This is a genomic window from Marinobacter sp. HL-58, assembly GCF_001314605.1.
Lineage (GTDB): Bacteria > Pseudomonadota > Gammaproteobacteria > Pseudomonadales > Oleiphilaceae > Marinobacter.
Window position 1 is genome coordinate 311,046 of the sequence record NZ_LIHP01000021.1, and the last position, 18,662, is coordinate 329,707.

Sequence of the window (18,662 nt, forward strand, 5' to 3'; positions counted from 1 at the left end):
TCAAGCCACGTACATCACCAGATTTTCAGCCACGCAGGCAGGCTTGTCCTCACCCTGGATTTCCACGGTGGTGCGATAAGTCGCCAGGGTGCGCTGATCATCCACCCTGGACACATCCAGTAGTTCCATCCTGGACCGGATAGCCGATCCGGATTTCACCGCAGCGGGAAACCGCAGCTTGTTCAGCCCGTAATTGATGCTGGCACTCTTGCCCTGCACATCAATCACCTGCTGGTTCAGCAACGGAATCAATGACACAGTAAGAAAGCCATGAGCCACCGTGCTCTTCCAGGGCGATTCCCGCCGAGCCCGCTCCTCATCCAGATGAATCCACTGATGATCCCCGGTAGCGTCCGCAAAAGCCTGGATCATCTCCTGGGAGACGGTTTTCCACGGGCTGTGGCCAATCAAAGCACCGATATGCTTATCCAGATCGTTCAATTCAACCGAAAACATGTCTGCGTCCAGTATTCGATGGTTTATAGGAGATTGATGCAGAAGCCATGGAAGGCGGGGGCCTTACCGGGACCGTCAAAAACATGGATGTTTTTGTCGAGCGTACAGGGAAGTATTTACAGCGTGTCCCGGACAGGTCTCCCCACACGCTTGCGCACCAGGCACCAAGTTAAAACCGAGTCAAACAGCGTACCCGGGATTCTTGCTATCCAGCAGCCGAACCAACGCCGGCCACGTCAATGCAGACGCACTCCCAAGAGCCTGTGACTGCTCCGCCGTCGTCTGGACAGCCTGCTCCGAAGGCATATAGGTAGGCCCACAACTCTGGGCCTTCACCTGAATCTCGCAGGCCTTCATCAGGAAATACAGATAAGTGAACGTCTCCGGCACATCCCTGCCCGCTGTCAGCACCCCGTGATTGCGAAGCAACATCATCGACTTGTCACCAAGATCATTGATCAGCCGCTCGCGCTCATCCAGATTCAGCGCCACACCCTCGTAATCGTGATAACTCAGGTGATTCAGGCACAACATCGCCGTCTGGCTCAGGGGCAGCAGACCATCCCGGTGGGCCGACACCGCCACCCCGTCCGGGGCGTGCAGGTGCATTACCGCGCCAGCATCTTCCCGGCCCATATGCACGGCGCTGTGAATGGTAAAGCCGGCCGGATTGACCCGGCCCAAACCGCCGGATTGCACCACCTGGCCATCCCTGTCCACCTTCACCAGCGACGACGCGGTGATCTCATGGAACAGAAGGCCATAAGGATTGATCAGGAAATGGTGCTCCGGCCCCGGCACCCGTGCCGACAGATGGGTAAACACCAGATCGTCCCAGCCGAACAGCGCCACCAGACGATAGGCGGCGGCAAGCTCGGTACGAACCTTCCATTCGGCTTTCTTCAGATCCTGTTCGGTTGACTGATCGCTCGTTGTCATGGTGCTGTCCAACCCCTGTCAGCTTGCCTGCAGCAGTGAGGCGTAACGCTCCAGATGGAAATCGTCATCCCCCAGCTGGTGATTGATACCAATCAGCCGCTTGGCGTAATGGGCAAAGTTGTATTCCCAGGTCATGCCAATGCCGCCATGCATCTGGATGCCGTTCTCGGAGATGTACTGGCCGGCACGGCCAATCACATTCTTGGCAGCAGCCAGCACGCGACGACGTTCATCGCTCTGTTCATTGTCGGCAACGCTGGCAGCCAGGATGGCCATGGACCGGGCCTGCTCCAGCTCTGACATCATATCCACCATGCGATGCTGCAGCACCTGGAACTTACCGATGGGCACGCCAAACTGCTTGCGCTGCTTGAGGTAGTCCAGGGTCAGGTCGTTGGCCACTTCCATCACACCCACGGCTTCGGCACACAGGGCCGCAATGGCACGGCCGGCCTGGTATTCGATAACACCGCCTGCCTGGCCTTCCTCTCCCAGCAATGCGTCCGCTCCGACCTGGACATTGTTCAGGGTAATGTCACAGCCCTTGGCCCCGTCAATGGTGGGATAGGTGCGGCGTTCAACGCCAGCGGTATCCGGACTGAGGGCAAACAGGCTGAGGCCACTGGCATCGCAGCTGTCGCCCGAGGTACGGGCGGAAACCACAATCAGGTCGGCACAATGGCCACCGATCACCACCGCCTTGCGGCCGTTCAGGGTGTATCCGTCACCGTTCTTCCCGGCGCGGGTTTCCACATTGTTCAGGTCATAGTAGCTCTGGGGTTCCTGCAGGCCAACAGCCGCTCTCAGCTCTCCGCTGGCGATGCCCGCCAGCCAGTTCTCTTTCTGGCTGTCGCTGCCGGCCTGGCCGATCAGGCCACCGCCAAGAATGACGGATTGCAGGTAGGGCTCAATGCACAGGCCACGGCCAAGCTCTGTCATCACGGACTGAACTTCCACACCGCCGCCGCCAAAGCCGCCCAGCTCCTCGGAGAAGGGTACGGCGGTCAGGCCCAGCTCGCTCAGTTGTTTCCAGAAATCGGCACTGAAGCCCAGTTCGGTTTCACTGAACTCCAGGCGCTTTTCAAAGCTGTATTCACCGCGCACCAGGCGGGCGACGGTGTCCTGCAGCATTTGCTGCTCTTCGTTGAGTCGGAAATCCATGGTCGCCTCCTTAAAGCCCGAGAATCATTTTCGACACGATGTTCTTCTGGATCTCGTTGGATCCGCCGAAAATCGACAGTTTGCGATTGTTGAAATACTGGGCAGACAGGGGCGCAGCATCCTTGTCCGAAAGGAACTCACCGTCATAGTCCAGGTACAGCTCTTCCTCCACAAAGGGAAGCGCGTAAGGACCGATTGCACGACGGGCCAGATCGTTGATGGCCTGGCGGATCTCGGTGCCCTTCACCTTCAGCATTGAGCTTTCCGCGCCCGGCACGCCACCACCTTCCACCGAGGCGATGATGCGCAGGTTACTGATGGCTGCGGCGGTCAGATCGATCTCCACTTTCGCGATGCGCTGGCTGAACGACGGATCTTCAAGCAGCGGCTTGCCGTTCTTCAGGCGGCGGCTGGCCAGCTGCTTGAGGTGCGACAGTGCCGCCTTGGACATGCCGATGCCGGCCAGGCCGGTGCGCTCATAGGTCAGCAGGTACTTGGCGTAGGTCCAGCCCTTGTCTTCCTCGCCGACGAGGTTTTCAACCGGTACCCTGACGTCCTCGAAGAACACTTCGTTGACTTCGTGTTCGCCGTCGAGGGTGATGATGGGGCGCACGGTGATGCCCGGGGTGTTCATGTCGATCAGCAGGAAGGAAATACCCTCCTGTTTCTTGACCTCGGTGTTGGTGCGCACCAGGCAGAAAATCATGTTGGCGTACTGGCCCAGGGTGGTCCAGGTTTTCTGGCCATTGACGATGTAGTGGTCGCCCTCACGCACGGCGCGGGTCTTCAGGGAGGCCAGGTCGGAGCCGGCACCGGGCTCGGAATAACCCTGGCACCACCAGTCCTCGCCGCTGAGGATGCGCGGCAGGTACTTCTGTTTCTGTTCCTCGTTTCCGAACTTGATGATCACCGGCGCCACCATGTTCACCCCGAACGGGATGGAGCGCGGAACACCGTAGCGGCAGGACTCTTCGTCCCAGATGTGCTTCTGAACAGGGGTCCACTTCACACCGCCGTACTCTTCCGGCCAGTGGGTGGCGTACCAGCCCTTCTCGACGAGGATTTTCTGCCAGCGCTGGTGGTCTTCCTTGCTCAGTTTCTTAAAGGATTTGACCTTGGCGGCGATGTCCTCAGGCAGCTTCTCATCAAGAAATTTACGGACTTCGTCCCGAAACGCCAGTTCTTCGGCGGTGTAGTTCATGTCCATGGATAAAACCTCTCGGTCTGTCTCTTTTGTCGTCAATAACGGGGGCGCAGCCGGCTTTTGCCGGCTGCGTGGTAACAATGATCAGCCCGGGACGAAGGCTGCAATGCCGGTCTGGCCACGGCCCAGAATCAGGGCATGGACATCGTGGGTGCCTTCGTAGGTATTGACCGCCTCCAGGTTCATGACGTGACGGATCACGTGGTACTCGTCGGCAATGCCGTTACCGCCGTGCATGTCACGGGCAACCCGGGCAATGTCCAGGGACTTGCCGCAGTTGTTGCGCTTCATCAGGGAAATCGCGTCCGGGGAGGCTTCGCCGGCGTCCATCAGGCGGCCCAGCCGCAGTGCTCCCTGCAGGCCGAGTGTGATCTCGGTCTGCATGTCCACCAGTTTCTTCTGGATAAGCTGGTTGGCTGCCAGGGGCTTGCCGAACTGCTTGCGCTCCAGGGTGTAGTTACGGGCAGCGTGCCAGCAGAACTCCGCAGCACCAAGGGAGCCCCAGCTGATGCCGTAGCGGGCCTTGTTCAGGCAGCTGAAGGGGCCTTTCAGGCCTTCCACCTCGAGCTTGTTCTCGTCGGGGCAGAAGACTTCGTCCATAAAGATGGAGCCGGTTTCGGACGCTCGCAGCGAGAACTTGCCCTCGATCTTTGGTGCGTCCAGGCCCTTGGCACCACGCTCCAGCACAAAACCGGTCACCTTGCCGTCGAGCTTGCCCCAGACCACGAACACATCGGCGATCGGCGAGTTGGTGATCCAGGTCTTGGAACCGCTGACCAGGTAGCCGCCGTCTACTTTTTTGGCGCGGGTTTCCATGCCACCCGGATCAGAACCGTGGTTGGGCTCGGTCAGGCCGAAGCAGCCTACCAGTTCACCGGAAGCCAGCTTGGGCAGGAGCCGTTTTTTCAGCGCTTCCTGGCCAAACGAGTAGATCGGGTGCATGACCAGCGAAGACTGCACGGACAGGGCCGAGCGGTAGGCGGAGTCCACCCGTTCCACTTCCCGGGCGATCAGCCCGTAGCAGACATGGTTAAGACCCGGGCCGCCGTATTCCTCCGGCAGGGTGGCGCCGAGCATGCCCAGCTCACCCATGTCGGTGAAGATGGAGCGGTCGAATTTTTCATGACGGTTGGCCTCGATGATGCCGGGCATCAGGCGCTGGTCACAGAAGGAGCGGATGCTGTCGCGAACCTGGCGTTCGGTCTCATCCAGCTGTTTGTCGAGTTGAAGCAGGTCGTCCCAGGGTGCGGAAGCCATGGTGTGTCTCCTCAGAAAATTAGTCGGTTACTCGTTCGATGACAGCAGCAATGCCCTGGCCAACGCCAATGCACATGCTGATTAATGCGTAACGGCCGCCGCTGCGCTCAAGCTGGCGCGTGGCAGTCAATGCGATCCGTGCGCCGGAGGCTCCCAGGGGGTGGCCGACGGCAATGGCGCCGCCGTTGGGATTCAGGCGGGAATCGGTCGGGTCTATGCCCAGCCTGGTCGTGCAGCCGAGAACCTGGGCGGCGAATGCCTCGTTGATCTCGATCACGTCCATGTCCCCGATATCCAGGCCCGCGCGGGCGAGAGCCTTCTCGCTGGCCGGTACCGGGCCGTAGCCCATCACCCGTGGCGAAACCCCGGCAATGGCTGCTGATACGATGCGGGCACGGGGGCGGATGCCGGCTTTCTCGCCGGCTTCACGGGAGCCGATGATCAAAGCGGCGGCACCATCGTTGATGCCGGAAGCATTGCCGGCAGTCACCACGCCACCTTCGAACAACGGGCGCAGGCCGGCCAGTGCGTCAACCGTGGACTGGGGACGCGGGTGTTCATCGTTGCTGACACTCACCGGCGGTTTTTTGCGACCCTGGGGTACGTCGATGGCGAGAATCTCTTCCTTATAGAAGCCGTCCTTCAGGGCGGCGTCATAACGGGTCTGACTCTGGGCGGCAAACCGGTCCACCGCCTCGCGGCTCAGGTTCAGCTCCCGGGCGATGTTGTCGGCGGTCTCGGGCATGGTGTCTGACCCGAATTCCGCTTCAATGCGGGGATTGGGAAAGCGGGCGCCGATGGTGCTGTCAAAGGCGCGGAAGTCCCGGCTGAACGGGCTCTCGCTCTTGGCCATGACAAACGGTGCCCGGCTCATGCTTTCCGCACCGCCAGCGACAAACAGCTCGCCCTCGCCACAACGAACGGCCCGGGCGGCATCCATGATGGCGGCGAGGCCGGAGCCGCACAGGCGGTTGACGGTCAGGCCACCGGCCTCAACCGGCAGGCCGGCCAGGAGTCCGGCGTGACGGGCCAGGTTGCGGGCGTCTTCGCCGGCCTGGTTGGTGCAGCCGGCAATTACGTCTTCGTAGAGCTCCGGGGCGAATGCATTGCGCTCCACCAGGGTCTTGATGACACTGGCCAGCAGGTCATCCGGACGCACCTTCGCCAGTGCTCCGGCGTGACGGCCGAAGGGGGTTCGAAGGCCATCGTAGATAAATGCGCTCATGACATCTCCCGTTTCATCAGCAGACAGTTTCTATTGTGGTCCCCCTTCTGCAAGGAAGAAAGGATCCGAACTTGTCTTGTCATTAATGTTAATATAGTTTCGTATAGCGGAATTAAGTTTTGTATATCGATGGATAAAGACTAATCCGGAGCAGTGTGAAATGCAACCGATACCATCTTCGAGGGTATGAATCTTTTATGAGCCGTTTTCTGGTTCCCTTTGCCGTGTTGTTGGAGCTTGTGGCGTTATGCATCGACGAGCCCCGGCTCAGTGCGCTGGCCGGTGCGCTGTTTCTGGGTTACTTTCTGGCAGCCATGGGTTCACTTCAGCTCTATTCACGATGCCTTTTGCTGATCTGCATCGCGGTGATTGCCGGCCTGGCGCTGGGGGGTGAACTGGGCACCGACGAACTGATGCGTGCGGCATCCAATGGCGCTTTCTACGCCACCTTTCTGGGCAGCCTGGGGATGATGCAGTGCCTGGTGCGACGGCTGGAAGTGTTGCAGCGTATCCACGACGTGCTGTTGGGTGGCCGCGTTGCGTTGTTGTACCCGAAGTACGCGGTGGTCAGTTGTGGTATTGCCTCGGTGCTGAGCTTCGGAGTGATGAACCTGCTTTGTGGCACCCTGGCCGATACCCTGAAAGAGCGGGGCATTACCGGTGCTTCGCGCCTGCGCTGGCTGCGCAGCGTACTGATCAGCACCCTGCGGGGATTCGCGCTGGTGCCGCTGGTGGCGCCGACCAGCGTGGCGGTGGCCATCATCACCCGGGAAGTGCCGAGCCTGAGCTGGTCCGGGCTGCTGCCTTACGGTATCGGCAGTGCCGTGATACTGATACTGGTGGGCTGGTTTCTTGAACATAAGCGCTTTCGCCTGGTGAGTAGCGAGCGCAAGCCCCTGGAACAGTGGCCGAGGGGAAGTTTCCTGCTGGCCCTGCTGGTCACGGTGATTTTCGTGTCCATGGCGATGCTGGTGCAGTTGTTCGGCTTCAAGGTATCGGTGGCGGCCATGCTCACCGTGCCGGTGGTCACCTTCCTTTATATGTGGGCGCACGACCGCTCATTGCCGGCAGTGGGGCGGGAGTCGGTAGACAATATGCTGGGCATGAGCAACGAGATGGCCATCTTCGCGGGTTCCGCGGGCCTTGGGGTGGCACTGGTGGCGGTGATCCCGGCAAATGCCCTGGCCGGCCTGGCGTCCGGGGAGTTGGGTGTGTTTCTGTTGGCAGCTGGTGGGTTGCTGATGATGCCGATGCTCTCGGCTATTGGAATCATTCCTATTACCGTACTGAGCGTTCAGGCCGGATTGATGCCGCAACTGGTAGCGGAAGGTGTGGACCCACTGCCCATCGCCGTGGCGCTGGTGATCGGCTTTTCGCTGGCAATGATGCTGTCGCCGTTCGGCCCCGCGGTAATGCTGCTGTCACGGTTCGGGCAGGTGTCGCGCTGGGTGGTGGCGTTCGGTTGGAACGGGCTGTTCGTGCTGCTCGCAATCCCGCTCTTGCTGCTGATGCTGTGGGGTCTGTTTGGAGCGGTGCCGGCCACGGGGGGGTGAAAATGACCGGCACCTGGGGAATTCTCAGTAGCCCCGGCCCGTGTCCACGATACCGGTAATGGGTTGCCCGTTGTGGTGCGCACGGATCTTGCCGGTGATCTGTTCGAGGGTCGCATCCCGCAGTGTGCGCGCGGAAATGTGGGGAGTGATGGTAATTTCCGGGCGCTGCCAGAAAGGATGGTCGGCAGGCAGAGGCTCCTGGCGGAATACGTCCAGTGACGCCCGTGCCACGTGGCCGTCGTCAATGGCCCTGAGCAGGTCCTCATCCACCAGGTGTTCGCCCCGCCCCACGTTGATCACCACCGCGCCAGGCATAAGCTGGCTCAGGTGCTGATGATTGAGGATGTCACGGGTTTCATCGGTCAGTGGCAGGGTGTTCACCAGCACGCGGGTTGCACCCAGGAATTCCTGCAGCTGGTTTGCTCCGGCGTAGGTCGTCACCCTGTCGAGCGAGTGTTCGCTGCGCGCCCAGCCACTGACCCGGTAATCCAGGTCCGCCAGTGTACGGGCCACCCGCTTGCCAATATGGCCCAGGCCCATGACACCGACAGGCCACTCACTGCGCTTGATCGGCCGGTGGATTTTCCAGACGCCTTCCCGCTGCTGCTCCCGGTAGGTTTCCATGCCGCGGCTGGCTTCCACCAACTGGTGCAGCACGTATTCCGCCATCTGGACCGACATGCCCGCATCCTCCAGCCGCACCACCGGCAGGTGCGGAGGCAGATTGGGCACTGCCAGCAGGCCATCGATTCCGGCGCCCAGGTTGAATACGGCTTTCAGGTTGGTTTCGCGCTCGAACAGCTTTTCCGGGGGCTGCCAGACAATGGCGTAATCCGCGCCCACCGCGGGACCATCCGGGTCCCAGACGTGTACTTCGGCTTCCGGAAGCAGGGCCTTTATGGGTACCGTCCAGCGCTCCGGCTTGGGGTCTCCGGCAACAAAAAGAACTTTCATATGTTCTCCCGGGATCGTAAGGTGAATAGAATTTCTTTATAATGTTTCGCTTTGCAGAATAGTATACCGAAATAGATTCGTAAACCCGGTCTGGAGTGCCGAAAATAAAGGTCAGAAGTGAAACTTGAGGAAAGTCTGTTTTACGTTTGGCATGACTTTTGATTCTTTTCAGCACACTTTGTGGTACTTGGCGGTTGCAGCCATTAAAATAGCTCAAATTTTCTTCTATCTGACCAAGTTCCCGACGCTGCTCCAGCACCCAGGGCCTACCGGATCAGTCAATGCAGTTGGAGGCGCCCGACGATGAACAAAGCACCATTCACTACACCGGAGCTGTTGGCGGCTTCCGGTGATGGCGAACCGGTAAAGCCGGAGAAAGACCGCAAGTTTGTGGAGGCACTTTCCCGTGGTCTCGACGTGCTCCGCGCCTTCAGCCAGGGTTCGGTCATCCTGGGTAACCAGGATATCGCGCGGCTGACCGGCCTGCCGAAACCGACTGTTTCACGGATGACCTACACCCTGACCAAGCTGGGTTATCTGAGCTACAACCCGCAGCTGGAAAAGTACCAGCTCAGTTCCGGTGTACTGGCACTGGGTTACGCCTATGTTTCCAACCTCAAGGTGCGCCAGCTGGCCAGGCCGTACATGGACGAGTTCGCGCGCCAGACCAACATGTCCGTGGGGCTGACCTGCCGCGACCGGTTGCACATGATCTATGTGGAAAACCGGCTGCCGCCGGAGGCGTCCCTGTTGCGAATGGACATCGGCCTGAAACTGCCCATGTCCACCACCTCCGCCGGCCGTGCCTATTACTGTGCGATCTCTGAAAAGGGTCGCAAGGTGATTGACGACGCCATGGAAGCCAAATATGGCGACGCCTGGCCGGAGAAGAAGGCCGGCCTGGAGCGGGCTATGGAAGACTATGAAAAGTATGGCTTCTGCCTGTCCCTGGGCGAGTGGGACCGCAATATCAATTCCGCCGGCGTGCCCATTCATCTGCAGGACGGTACCATTATGGCGCTCACCTGCGCTGCGCCTTCCTATCTGGTGCCGGCTGAAAAGCTGCGTGCGTCCATCGCCCACCAGCTGGCAATGCTGGCCAGTGATATAGAATCACTTGGCGTTTAATCTGACTCAGGAGTAGGGAGCCGGCGGGCAGGGCGTTCCGAAACACGCTGTAAATACGTCCCTGTACGCTCGGCTCCGCCATCCATGGCTCCGCACGGTTTCGGAACGCCCTGCCCGCCGGCTCCCCCGAACTTTGAATAAAACCCCAGGATTCCGTCCTGGGGTTTTTTTATATGCCCAATTTAATTCAAGGTTGAAACCTGCCGTAAACTTGTATTAAATCGTTCCTATGTTTCGCTTGTTAAAACTCCATTCCATAGAAGGCCAGGAGAAATTATGTCTGACGTCGTAACTTACAACCGGGAAGGCTCCATTGGCGTAATCACCGTGAACTACCCGCCGGTGAACGCCCTCAGCCACGGGGTTCGTTCCGGCCTGGTGGCTGCGCTGGAGCAGGGCCAGAAAGACGCTGACGCCAAGGTGCTGTTATTGGTGTGCGAAGGCCGCACCTTTATCGCCGGCGCCGATATCCGCGAGTTCGGCAAACCGATGCAGGAGCCAGGGCTGGCTGCAATGATCGAGCAGTTCGAGAACAGTAACAAACCGATTGTTGCCGCAATCCACGGTACCGCCCTGGGTGGTGGCCTGGAAACGGCACTGGGCTGTCATTACCGGGTCGCCGTGAGCAGTGCCAAAGTCGGCCTGCCGGAAGTAAAGCTGGGCCTGTTGCCCGGTGCGGGCGGCACCCAGCGCCTGCCGCGGCTGACCGGCGCCCGCAAAGCGCTGGAGATGATTACCACCGGCGAGTTTGTCAACGCCAGGGATGCCCTGGACCTGGGTATTGTCGATGCGGTTGAAGATGGCACCGATATCAGGGGCGTGGGCCTTGCCTATGCGCAAAAAATTGCCGATGAGAACAAACCGGTTCGCCGGGTCCGTGACCTGACAGACAGGATCGAAGCCGATAAGGGCAGCGATGTGTTCGGGGAGTTCCGAGCCAACCTGGAGAAGAAGGCCCGTGGCCTGTTCTCACCCTTCAAGTGTGTGGACGCCGTGGAAGCGGCCTTTAACCTGCCGTTTGAGGAAGGGATGAAGCGTGAGCGGGAACTGTTCACCGAGTGCATGGAGTCTCCGCAGCGTGCCGGCCTGATCCACGCATTCTTTGCCGAGCGTGAAGTCTCGAAAGTAAAAGGCCTGCCCAAGGACACGCCGGTCCGTGAGATCAAAAAGGTGGGTGTGATCGGAGCCGGCACCATGGGCGGCGGCATTGCCATGAACTTCGCCAACGCCGGCATTCCGGTCACCATCGCGGAAGTAAAACAGGACGCGCTGGACAAGGGCCTGGCGGTCATTCGCAGAAACTACGAGAACACCGCGAAAAAAGGCCGTATCACCCAGGCGCAGGTTGAAGAGCGAATGAGCCTGATCAGCGGCACCCTGACCTATGATGATTTCAGTGACGTGGACCTGGTGATCGAGGCGGTGTTTGAAAGCATGGACCTGAAGAAGAAGATCTTCGGCCAGCTGGACCAGACCTGCAAGCCAGGCGCAATCCTGGCGTCCAACACCTCCACCCTGAGCATTGATGAGATTGCCGCCTCCACCGAACGCCCCCAGGACGTGATCGGCCTGCATTTCTTCAGCCCGGCCAACGTGATGAAGCTGCTGGAGATTGTTCGTGGCGAAAAAACATCCGACGAGGTGAAAGCCACGGCCATGGACCTGGCGAAGAGGATCAACAAGGTCGGCGTGATGGTGGGCAACTGCTACGGCTTTGTCGGCAATCGCATGCTGCACAAGCGCGGTGCCGAGGCCATGGCACTGGTCAACGAGGGCGCAAGCCCCCAGCAGGTGGACAAGGTGCTGACGGACCTGGGCTTCCCCATGGGGCAGTTTGCCATGTCGGATCTGGCGGGTATCGATATCGGCTACAGCATCCGCCAGGAACGCCGCAAGGCCGGTGAAGATGTGCCGGCAACCTGGATGGACAAGCTGGCGGAGCAGGGTCGCCTCGGGCAGAAGACCCGGGCGGGCGTTTACAAGTACGAGGAAGGTAACCGCAAGCCGATCCCTGACCCGGAGGTGGACCGTATTATTGCCGAGTTCCGCCAGGAGCAGGGCATTACGCCCCGCGAGGTGACCGATCAGGAGATCCTGGAGCGGTGCATGTATGTGATGGTTAATGAGGGCGCGAAGATCCTGGAAGAGGGCATTGCCGATCGTTCCCTGGATATCGACATCACCTGGATCTACGGCTATGGCTTCCCGGCCTATCGGGGTGGCCCGATGTTCTGGGCGGACCAGATTGGCCTGGACGTCATTCTTGGCACTGTTGAGCAGTTCTACGATGACCTGGGGGGCGAGCAGTGGAAGCCGGCGGGGTTGTTGCAGGAACTGGTCAGCGAGGGGCGCAAGTTCGGGGATCTCTGATTTTCGACCTTTGGGGGCTGGTCCCGGGGTTTGATCCCCTGGACCCGTAGGTCGGATTAGGCGAAGCCGTAATCCGACAACGCCGTCGAAACCCTCAACTCTGTGTCGGATTACGCTTCGCTAATCCGACCTACTGTTTACGAAGGAAATTGTTATGTCTGACGCCGTTATTGTCTCCACCGCCCGCACCGGCCTGGGTAAATCCTACCGGGGTGCCCTGAACAACACACACTCTGTGGACCTTGCCGGTCATGTGATCCAGCACGCGGTGCAGCGTGCGGGTATTGATCCGTCCATCGTGGAAGACGTCATCCTCGGTGCCACGTTCCACGAAGGCGCCCAGGGCAAGAACATCGCCCGGCTGGCGGCGATTCGTGCCGGTTTGCCGGTGACGACCGCGGGCCTTTCCATCAACCGTTTCTGCAGTTCCGGCCTCCAGTCCATCGCCATTGCCTCCCAGCGGGTGGTGTCGGAGAAGGTGCCGGTGATGGTGGCCGGTGGGGTTGAATCCATTTCCATGGTTCAGAACGAAAAGCTCAACAGCTTCCACGCCACCAATGACTGGCTGATGAAGAACAAGCCCGAGCTGTATCTGGCGATGATCGAGACCGCCGATATTGTGGCCCAGCGTTATGGCATCAGCCGAGAAGCCCAGGATGAGTACGCACTGATTTCCCAGCAGCGCACGGCGGCGGCCCAGGAAGCCGGTAAGTTCGACGATGAGATTGTCCCTATCGACGCCACCATGATGGTGAAGGACAAGGAAACCGGCGACATCAGCTACAAGGACGTCACCCTGACCCGCGACGAGTGCAACCGCCCCAACACCACGCTGGAAGGTCTGCAGAGCCTGAATCCGGTGCGGGGCGACAATCAGTTCGTCACCGCCGGCAATGCCTCCCAGCTGTCTGACGGCGCGTCCGTGTGCACGGTGATGAACAGCACCTACGCCGAGAAGAACAACATTGAACCCATGGGTATCTTCCGGGGCTTCGCCGTCGCTGGCTGCGAGCCGGACGAGATGGGCATCGGCCCGGTTTTCGCCATCCCGCGCCTGCTGGAGCGTAATGGCCTGACGATGGATGACATCGACCTGTGGGAACTGAACGAGGCCTTTGCATCCCAGGTAGTCTACTGCCGCGACCGTCTGGGCATCCCCATGGAGAAACTGAACGTTAACGGCGGTTCCATCTCCATCGGCCACCCCTACGGTGTCACCGGCTCACGCCTGACGGGACACACTCTGATTGAAGGCAAACGCCGTGGCGCAAAGTATGTGGTTGTAACCATGTGCATCGGTGGTGGCCAGGGGGCAGCAGGCCTGTTTGAAGTGGTTTAACTCCTCCTGTAGGTCGGATTAGGCGTAGCCGTAATCCGACTGTCGGGTTACGCCGTTGGCTAACCCGACCTACCACTGTTTGAGGTGGTTTAAGGCTGATATAACTGTGCAGTCGGGCCGGTCCTGGGGTGGGGGTGCCTTTTCTGACGGGACAAAGGTGTCTGAGCGAAGCGAGTTCTTTTCCCATAAGAAAAGGCACCCCCACCCCAGGGCCAGGCTCCCACCCAGCAGGCTACCGTGTTCATTCATGCCGAGAGTAACGAGGCCATGCAACAAAAAATCATAAACACCCAGGACCTGGCCTTCCAGCTGTTCGAACTCCACGAAGTCGAACAGACACTGGGCTACGAGCGCTATTCCGAACACAACCGCGAGACCCTGCAGGCAGCACTGGATCTGGCATTGAAGGTAGCCGCCGAGGAGTTCGCACCCCACGCCCGCCTGGTCGACGAAGAAGAACCCCGATTCGAGAACGGCCGGGTGGAAATGCGACCTGAGGTCAAAAAGGCCCTGGACGTCTTGCGGGACACCGGCCTGATGGCCGCCGGCCAGGACTTTGAACGCGGCGGCATGCAACTGCCCGCCGCCGTGGCGCAGATGTGTGTGGGCATGCTCAAGGGCGCGAACGTGGGCACCCAGGGCTACGCCGGGCTGACCATCGCGGCGGCCAACCTGATCATGGCCCAGGGCAGCGAGCACCAGCAGCAGAAGTATGCGGCGCCGATGATGGCCGGGCGCTTCTTCGGCACCATGTGCCTGACCGAGCCCCACGCCGGTTCCTCCCTGGGGGATCTGCGCACCCGCGCGGAGCCGCAGGATGACGGCAGTTACCGCCTGTTCGGTAACAAGATCTACATCTCCGGTGGCGACCACGAGCTGAGCGAGAACATCATCCACATGGTGCTGGCCTGCTTGCCGGATGCGCCGCCCGGGGTGAAAGGCATCTCCCTGTTTATCGTGCCCAAGGTGCTGGTCAACGAGGACGGCAGCCTGGGTGAACGTAACGACGTCGCGCTGGCGGGGCTGATCCACAAGATGGGCTACCGGGGCACCACCTCCACCATGCTCAACTTCGGCGAGAAAGACGGTGCCGTGGGTTACCTGGTGGGCGAGCCCAACAACGGCCTGGCGGCCATGTTCCACATGATGAACGAAGCCCGCATTGGCGTTGGCCTGGGCGCGGTGATGCTGGGTTACACCGGTTACCTCCACGCCCTGGACTATGCCCGCGAGCGCAAACAGGGCCGCCCGGTGGGGGAGAAAGACCCCAGCACCCCGCAGGTTCCGCTGATACGCCACGCCGACATCCGCCGCATGCTGCTGACCCAGAAAGCCTACGTGGAAGGCGGCCTGGCCCTGTGCCTGCAGGGCGCCATGCTGGTGGACGAGAAAAAACACGCCGCCACCGAAGACCAGCGCAAACTGGCCGCCGGCCTTCTGGACCTGCTGACGCCCATCATCAAATCCTGGCCCTCCCAGTTCTGCCTGGAAGCCAACAGCCTGGCGATCCAGGTGCATGGCGGCTATGGCTACACCCGGGAATATCCGGTGGAGCAGTTCTACCGCGACAACCGCCTCAACCCCATCCACGAAGGCACCCACGGCATCCAGGGCATCGACCTGCTGGGCCGCAAGGTCTCCATGGCCGGGGGCCGGTTCTACCAGGAACTGGTAAGCCGGATCGAAGCCACCATCACCGAAGCCCGTGGCAACGAACGCCTGGCAAGCTCCGCCAACCAGTTGGACCGGGCCCTGAAAGCTGTCTCCGAGGCAACGGACACAATCAACGCCGAGAAAGCCAGCGGCAAGGTGGAGCAGGCATTGGCCAATGCCTCGCTCTACCTGGAAGCCCTGGGCCACACGGTGGTTGGATGGCTATGGTTGAGACAGGCTATCAGGGCCATTACCGGTCTGGACGGCCAGGGTGAGCAGACAGCGGATTTCTATGAGGGTAAGGTGAAAGCCTGTGAATATTTCGCACGCTACGAATTGCCGAAAGTGGTCAGTACGGCGGAGTTATTGGCGACCGTGGATACCACTGTGCTGGGTATGCGGGATTCTGAGTTCTAGTTGAGGCTCCGGTTGTCGGATTACGCTTCGCTAATCCGACCTACGCTCATGGTTGCGGCATTGATTATGTAGGTCGGATTAGGCGAAGCCGTAATCCGACGCCCAGATTTACCAATCGAAATCATCCGGGGCGCCGGACGGCAAACACCGATGCCTGAAAGGCAGGGCCGGGGAGCTTCTCTGAAAACCGTGCATTGCCATGGATGGCAATGCCGAGCCCCCAGGGATGGGTTCACGGCGTGTTTTCGGAGAAGCTCCCTGGCTCTGCCGGACCACCGGACATGCAGTCTTAAAAAAACAGGGGAGTAAACAACAATGGACAGAAAAGCCAAAGCCGTCGTCTGCCGCGAATGGGGCCAACCCGTCCAGGTGGAAACCATCACCGTTGAAGGCCCCAGACGGGATGAAATCACCATCAAGATCGGCGCCTGTGGCGTCTGTCACAGCGACCAGTCCGCGACCACCGGCAAAATCCCCTACCCCGCGCCCCTGGTTCTGGGCCATGAAGCCGCCGGCGTCGTCATCGAAGTGGGCGAGGGCGTCACCGCCTTCCAGGAAGGCGACCACGTGGTCAGCTCCTTCATCTCCATGTGCGGCAAATGCCGCCAGTGCGTTCGCGGCCGTCCGGTGCTCTGCGAGAACGCTCGCAAGGCCATGTTTACCCTGCCCGATGGCACCGTGCGCACTAAAGGCGCGGACGGGGAAGACCTCAACGTGTTCGGTGCCTGCGGCGTCATGGCCGAATACGCCACCATGCACGTGGACAATTGCGTCAAGGTGGACCAGGGCATCCCCATGCAGAACGCCGCCCTGGTGGGCTGCGCCGTGATGACCGGTGTCGGCGCCGTGTTCAACACCGCGAAGGTCGAACCGGGCTCCCGCACCGCAGTGTTCGGCATTGGTGGCGTGGGGCTGAATGCCATTCAGGGCTGCGTTACCGCCGGCGCGGAAATGATCGTCGCGGTGGACAACAACGAAAACAAACTCCGGATGGCCCGGGACTTTGGCGCCACCCACACCGTCAACATCAGCGAAGTGGAAGACGGTGCCAAGGCGGTGAAGAAACTCACCGGCGGCGTGGACTACGCTTTTGAATGCGTCGGCGCCGGCGCGGTGGTGGAGCAGGCCTACAAGAGCCTGGGCCGCGGCGGTACCGCCGTGGTGGTGGGCGTCTCGGACCCGAAAGACAAAACCTCCATCACCACCCTGACCCTGCCCGCGGACGAACGGGTGCTGAAGGGCAGCTGGCTGGGCTCTGCCCGCCCACAGTACGATTTCCCCCGTATCCTGGGGCTCTACAAGGCCGGCAAACTCAAGCTCGACGAGCTGGTCACCCAGACCTATTCCATTGATGACGCCCCCCGGGCGTTCGATGATATGTTGGCAGGCAAGAACGCCCGTGGCGTGATTGTGTTCGACTGATTCAGGAGAAAACCATGAAAGATCTCAGCAAGAACTACATCAAAGGTCAGTGGCAGGACTGGACTGGCGACACCATCGACGTCCACGAAGCCGCCACCGGTGACGTCATCGCCAGAGTTCCCGCGTCTGGCCGGGAAGAGATGGAACAGGCCATCGCCGCTGCGGATGCCGCCTTTGAAAGCTGGTCGGAAAGCACCCTGGAAAAACGCATCCACGTGCTGGAACAGCTTCATGCCGGCCTGAAAGAGCGGGCCGGTGAGATTGCAGAAACCATCTGCCGCGAAGTGGGCATGCCCATCAAACTGGCCACCGGCATCCAGGCCGGGCTGCCTGCCACCATTACCAAAAGCTACCTGAAACTGCTGCCGGATTTTCCCTTCACCGAACAGGTGGGCAATTCCGAGGTGCATTACACGCCGGTGGGTGTCGTGGGCTGCATCACTCCCTGGAACTACCCGCTACACCAGGTGATCCTCAAAGTGGTACCCGCCATCGCCGCCGGCTGCACCGTGGTGCTGAAGCCGTCGGAAATTGCGCCCCAGAGTGCCTATATACTGGCGGACATACTGGATAAAACAGATTTGCCAAAAGGCGTGTTCAACCTGGTGTGCGGTGAAGGCGCCACCGTGGGCGATACCCTGATCAAACATCCGTCTGTGAACATGGTGTCCTTCACAGGCTCCACCCGCACCGGCAGCCTGATCGCCCACGCCGCCGCTGACGACTTCAAACGCTTCGCCCTGGAAATGGGCGGCAAGTCCGCCTCGGTGATCCTGGCCGACGCGGACCTGGCAAAAGCCGTAAAAGGCACCGTCAACAACTGCCTGCTGAACTCGGGCCAGACCTGTACCGCCCTGACCCGGATGCTGGTACCGGCGGACAAACACGACGAAGCCTGTGAACTGGCAGCCTCCGCCGTGGCAAAGATGACCCCGGGCAACCCGCTGGAAGAAACCACCCGCCTGGGGCCATTGGCCTCCGCCCAGCAGCGTGACAAGGTCATCGATTACATCAGGCTCGGTATCGAGGAGGGAGCCACCCTGGTGGCCGGCGGCCCGGAATCGCCCGAGGGCTGCGCCCACGGCTACTTCGTCAAGGCCACCGTATTCGGCAACGTCAAACCGGACAGCCGCATCGCCCAGGAAGAAATCTTCGGCCCGGTGCTGTGCGTGATTCCCTACGAGGACGAAGCCGAAGCCATCGAGATTGCCAATGGCACCGCCTATGGCCTCTCCGGCGCTGTTTGGTCCGGTGATGATGCCCACGCCAAAAAAGTGGCAAGCAGGCTGCGTACCGGCCAGGTGTTCGTCAACGGCGGAGACTTCAATCCCATGGCGCCGTTTGGCGGATTCGGGCATTCCGGCATCGGCCGAGAATTTGGCAAGTGGGGTTTGGAGGAGTTTCTGGAGGTCCGGTCGTTGCAGCTGTAGGACGGTGGCGGCAAGGGGTTGTCGGATTACGCTTCGCTAATCCGACCTACGGGGTGGATGAGACCTCGTGCATGTAGGTCGAATTAGGCGATAGCCGTAATCCGACAAAAACGCTGAAGTCCGATCGGCCACGTGGTGGGGGTACCTTTTCTGC

General features: G+C 60.4%; 14 protein-coding genes. 7 read left to right on the plus strand and 7 right to left on the minus strand.

Annotated features, from left to right (window positions below; all coding sequences use genetic code 11):
- The 6 genes from HLUCCO03_RS19190 to HLUCCO03_RS19215 all read right to left on the minus strand — a co-directional run bounded on the left by HLUCCO03_RS19190 (position 1) and on the right by HLUCCO03_RS19215 (position 6,242).
- A complete protein-coding gene (locus tag HLUCCO03_RS19190; RefSeq protein WP_027830448.1) occupies positions 1–456 on the minus strand; it encodes a MaoC family dehydratase in 456 nt (151 codons plus the stop codon).
- Between the two features lie 180 nt (positions 457–636).
- Complete coding sequence (locus tag HLUCCO03_RS19195; RefSeq protein WP_027830449.1) at positions 637–1,395, minus strand: class II aldolase/adducin family protein; 759 nt, start codon at positions 1,393–1,395, stop codon at positions 637–639.
- Between the two features lie 18 nt (positions 1,396–1,413).
- Positions 1,414–2,556: an acyl-CoA dehydrogenase gene (locus HLUCCO03_RS19200; protein WP_027830450.1), complete on the minus strand. Its 1,143-nt coding sequence runs from the start codon at positions 2,554–2,556 to the stop codon at positions 1,414–1,416.
- Between the two features lie 10 nt (positions 2,557–2,566).
- The gene (locus tag HLUCCO03_RS19205; RefSeq protein WP_027830451.1) at positions 2,567–3,763 is read right to left on the minus strand and encodes an acyl-CoA dehydrogenase family protein; all 1,197 of its coding nucleotides are present in this window, start codon (positions 3,761–3,763) and stop codon (positions 2,567–2,569) included.
- 81 nt (positions 3,764–3,844) lie between these two features.
- On the minus strand, positions 3,845–5,017 hold the full coding sequence (locus HLUCCO03_RS19210) for an acyl-CoA dehydrogenase (RefSeq protein ID WP_027830452.1): 1,173 nt from the start codon (positions 5,015–5,017) through the stop codon (positions 3,845–3,847).
- Positions 5,018–5,036: 19 nt separating this feature from the next.
- The gene (locus HLUCCO03_RS19215) at positions 5,037–6,242 is read right to left on the minus strand and encodes a 3-oxoadipyl-CoA thiolase (protein WP_027830453.1); all 1,206 of its coding nucleotides are present in this window, start codon (positions 6,240–6,242) and stop codon (positions 5,037–5,039) included.
- A gap of 197 nt (positions 6,243–6,439) precedes the next feature.
- Here HLUCCO03_RS19215 and HLUCCO03_RS19220 point away from each other — a divergent pair, with 197 nt between their 5' ends.
- On the plus strand, positions 6,440–7,795 hold the full coding sequence (locus HLUCCO03_RS19220; RefSeq protein ID WP_036197141.1) for a hypothetical protein: 1,356 nt from the start codon (positions 6,440–6,442) through the stop codon (positions 7,793–7,795).
- Positions 7,796–7,819: 24 nt separating this feature from the next.
- On the opposite strand, the gene HLUCCO03_RS19225 is transcribed toward HLUCCO03_RS19220, so the two are convergent.
- The gene (locus HLUCCO03_RS19225) at positions 7,820–8,749 is read right to left on the minus strand and encodes a glyoxylate/hydroxypyruvate reductase A (protein WP_027830454.1); all 930 of its coding nucleotides are present in this window, start codon (positions 8,747–8,749) and stop codon (positions 7,820–7,822) included.
- A 303-nt stretch (positions 8,750–9,052) separates the two neighbouring features.
- Between HLUCCO03_RS19225 and HLUCCO03_RS19230 the strand changes: the two genes are divergently transcribed.
- From HLUCCO03_RS19230 to HLUCCO03_RS19255, 6 genes are all read left to right on the plus strand, one after another.
- Positions 9,053–9,877 carry an IclR family transcriptional regulator gene (locus HLUCCO03_RS19230; protein WP_027830455.1) on the plus strand — a complete coding sequence of 275 codons (825 nt, stop codon included), beginning with the start codon at positions 9,053–9,055 and terminating at the stop codon, positions 9,875–9,877.
- 276 nt (positions 9,878–10,153) lie between these two features.
- Positions 10,154–12,247: a 3-hydroxyacyl-CoA dehydrogenase NAD-binding domain-containing protein gene (locus HLUCCO03_RS19235; protein WP_027830456.1), complete on the plus strand. Its 2,094-nt coding sequence runs from the start codon at positions 10,154–10,156 to the stop codon at positions 12,245–12,247.
- 154 nt (positions 12,248–12,401) lie between these two features.
- A complete protein-coding gene (locus HLUCCO03_RS19240) occupies positions 12,402–13,586 on the plus strand; it encodes an acetyl-CoA C-acyltransferase (RefSeq protein ID WP_027830457.1) in 1,185 nt (394 codons plus the stop codon).
- A gap of 267 nt (positions 13,587–13,853) precedes the next feature.
- Positions 13,854–15,656 carry an acyl-CoA dehydrogenase gene (locus HLUCCO03_RS19245; RefSeq protein WP_027830458.1) on the plus strand — a complete coding sequence of 601 codons (1,803 nt, stop codon included), beginning with the start codon at positions 13,854–13,856 and terminating at the stop codon, positions 15,654–15,656.
- Positions 15,657–15,971: 315 nt separating this feature from the next.
- Entirely contained in the window at positions 15,972–17,078 is a 1,107-nt protein-coding gene (locus HLUCCO03_RS19250) for a Zn-dependent alcohol dehydrogenase (RefSeq protein ID WP_027830459.1), read from the plus strand.
- Between the two features lie 14 nt (positions 17,079–17,092).
- Positions 17,093–18,508 (plus strand): aldehyde dehydrogenase family protein, encoded by a 1,416-nt coding sequence (locus HLUCCO03_RS19255; RefSeq protein WP_027830460.1) that lies wholly within the window; start codon positions 17,093–17,095, stop codon positions 18,506–18,508.
- Positions 18,509–18,662: the final 154 nt, after the last annotated feature.

Excerpts from the sequence above, each read along its gene's own strand:
- HLUCCO03_RS19225 (WP_027830454.1), bottom strand. The coding sequence starts at position 8,749 with ATGAAAGTTCTTTTTGTTGCCGGAGACCCCAAGCCGGAGCGCTGGACG.
- HLUCCO03_RS19210 (WP_027830452.1), bottom strand. The coding sequence starts at position 5,017 with ATGGCTTCCGCACCCTGGGACGACCTGCTTCAACTCGACAAACAGCTG.
- HLUCCO03_RS19240 (WP_027830457.1), top strand. The coding sequence starts at position 12,402 with ATGTCTGACGCCGTTATTGTCTCCACCGCCCGCACCGGCCTGGGTAAA.
- HLUCCO03_RS19190 (WP_027830448.1), bottom strand. The coding sequence starts at position 456 with ATGTTTTCGGTTGAATTGAACGATCTGGATAAGCATATCGGTGCTTTG.
- HLUCCO03_RS19195 (WP_027830449.1), bottom strand. The coding sequence starts at position 1,395 with ATGACAACGAGCGATCAGTCAACCGAACAGGATCTGAAGAAAGCCGAA.
- HLUCCO03_RS19220 (WP_036197141.1), top strand. The coding sequence starts at position 6,440 with ATGAGCCGTTTTCTGGTTCCCTTTGCCGTGTTGTTGGAGCTTGTGGCG.
- HLUCCO03_RS19200 (WP_027830450.1), bottom strand. The coding sequence starts at position 2,556 with ATGGATTTCCGACTCAACGAAGAGCAGCAAATGCTGCAGGACACCGTC.
- HLUCCO03_RS19230 (WP_027830455.1), top strand. The coding sequence starts at position 9,053 with ATGAACAAAGCACCATTCACTACACCGGAGCTGTTGGCGGCTTCCGGT.
- HLUCCO03_RS19205 (WP_027830451.1), bottom strand. The coding sequence starts at position 3,763 with ATGGACATGAACTACACCGCCGAAGAACTGGCGTTTCGGGACGAAGTC.
- HLUCCO03_RS19250 (WP_027830459.1), top strand. The coding sequence starts at position 15,972 with ATGGACAGAAAAGCCAAAGCCGTCGTCTGCCGCGAATGGGGCCAACCC.
- HLUCCO03_RS19215 (WP_027830453.1), bottom strand. The coding sequence starts at position 6,242 with ATGAGCGCATTTATCTACGATGGCCTTCGAACCCCCTTCGGCCGTCAC.
- HLUCCO03_RS19245 (WP_027830458.1), top strand. The coding sequence starts at position 13,854 with ATGCAACAAAAAATCATAAACACCCAGGACCTGGCCTTCCAGCTGTTC.
- HLUCCO03_RS19255 (WP_027830460.1), top strand. The coding sequence starts at position 17,093 with ATGAAAGATCTCAGCAAGAACTACATCAAAGGTCAGTGGCAGGACTGG.
- HLUCCO03_RS19235 (WP_027830456.1), top strand. The coding sequence starts at position 10,154 with ATGTCTGACGTCGTAACTTACAACCGGGAAGGCTCCATTGGCGTAATC.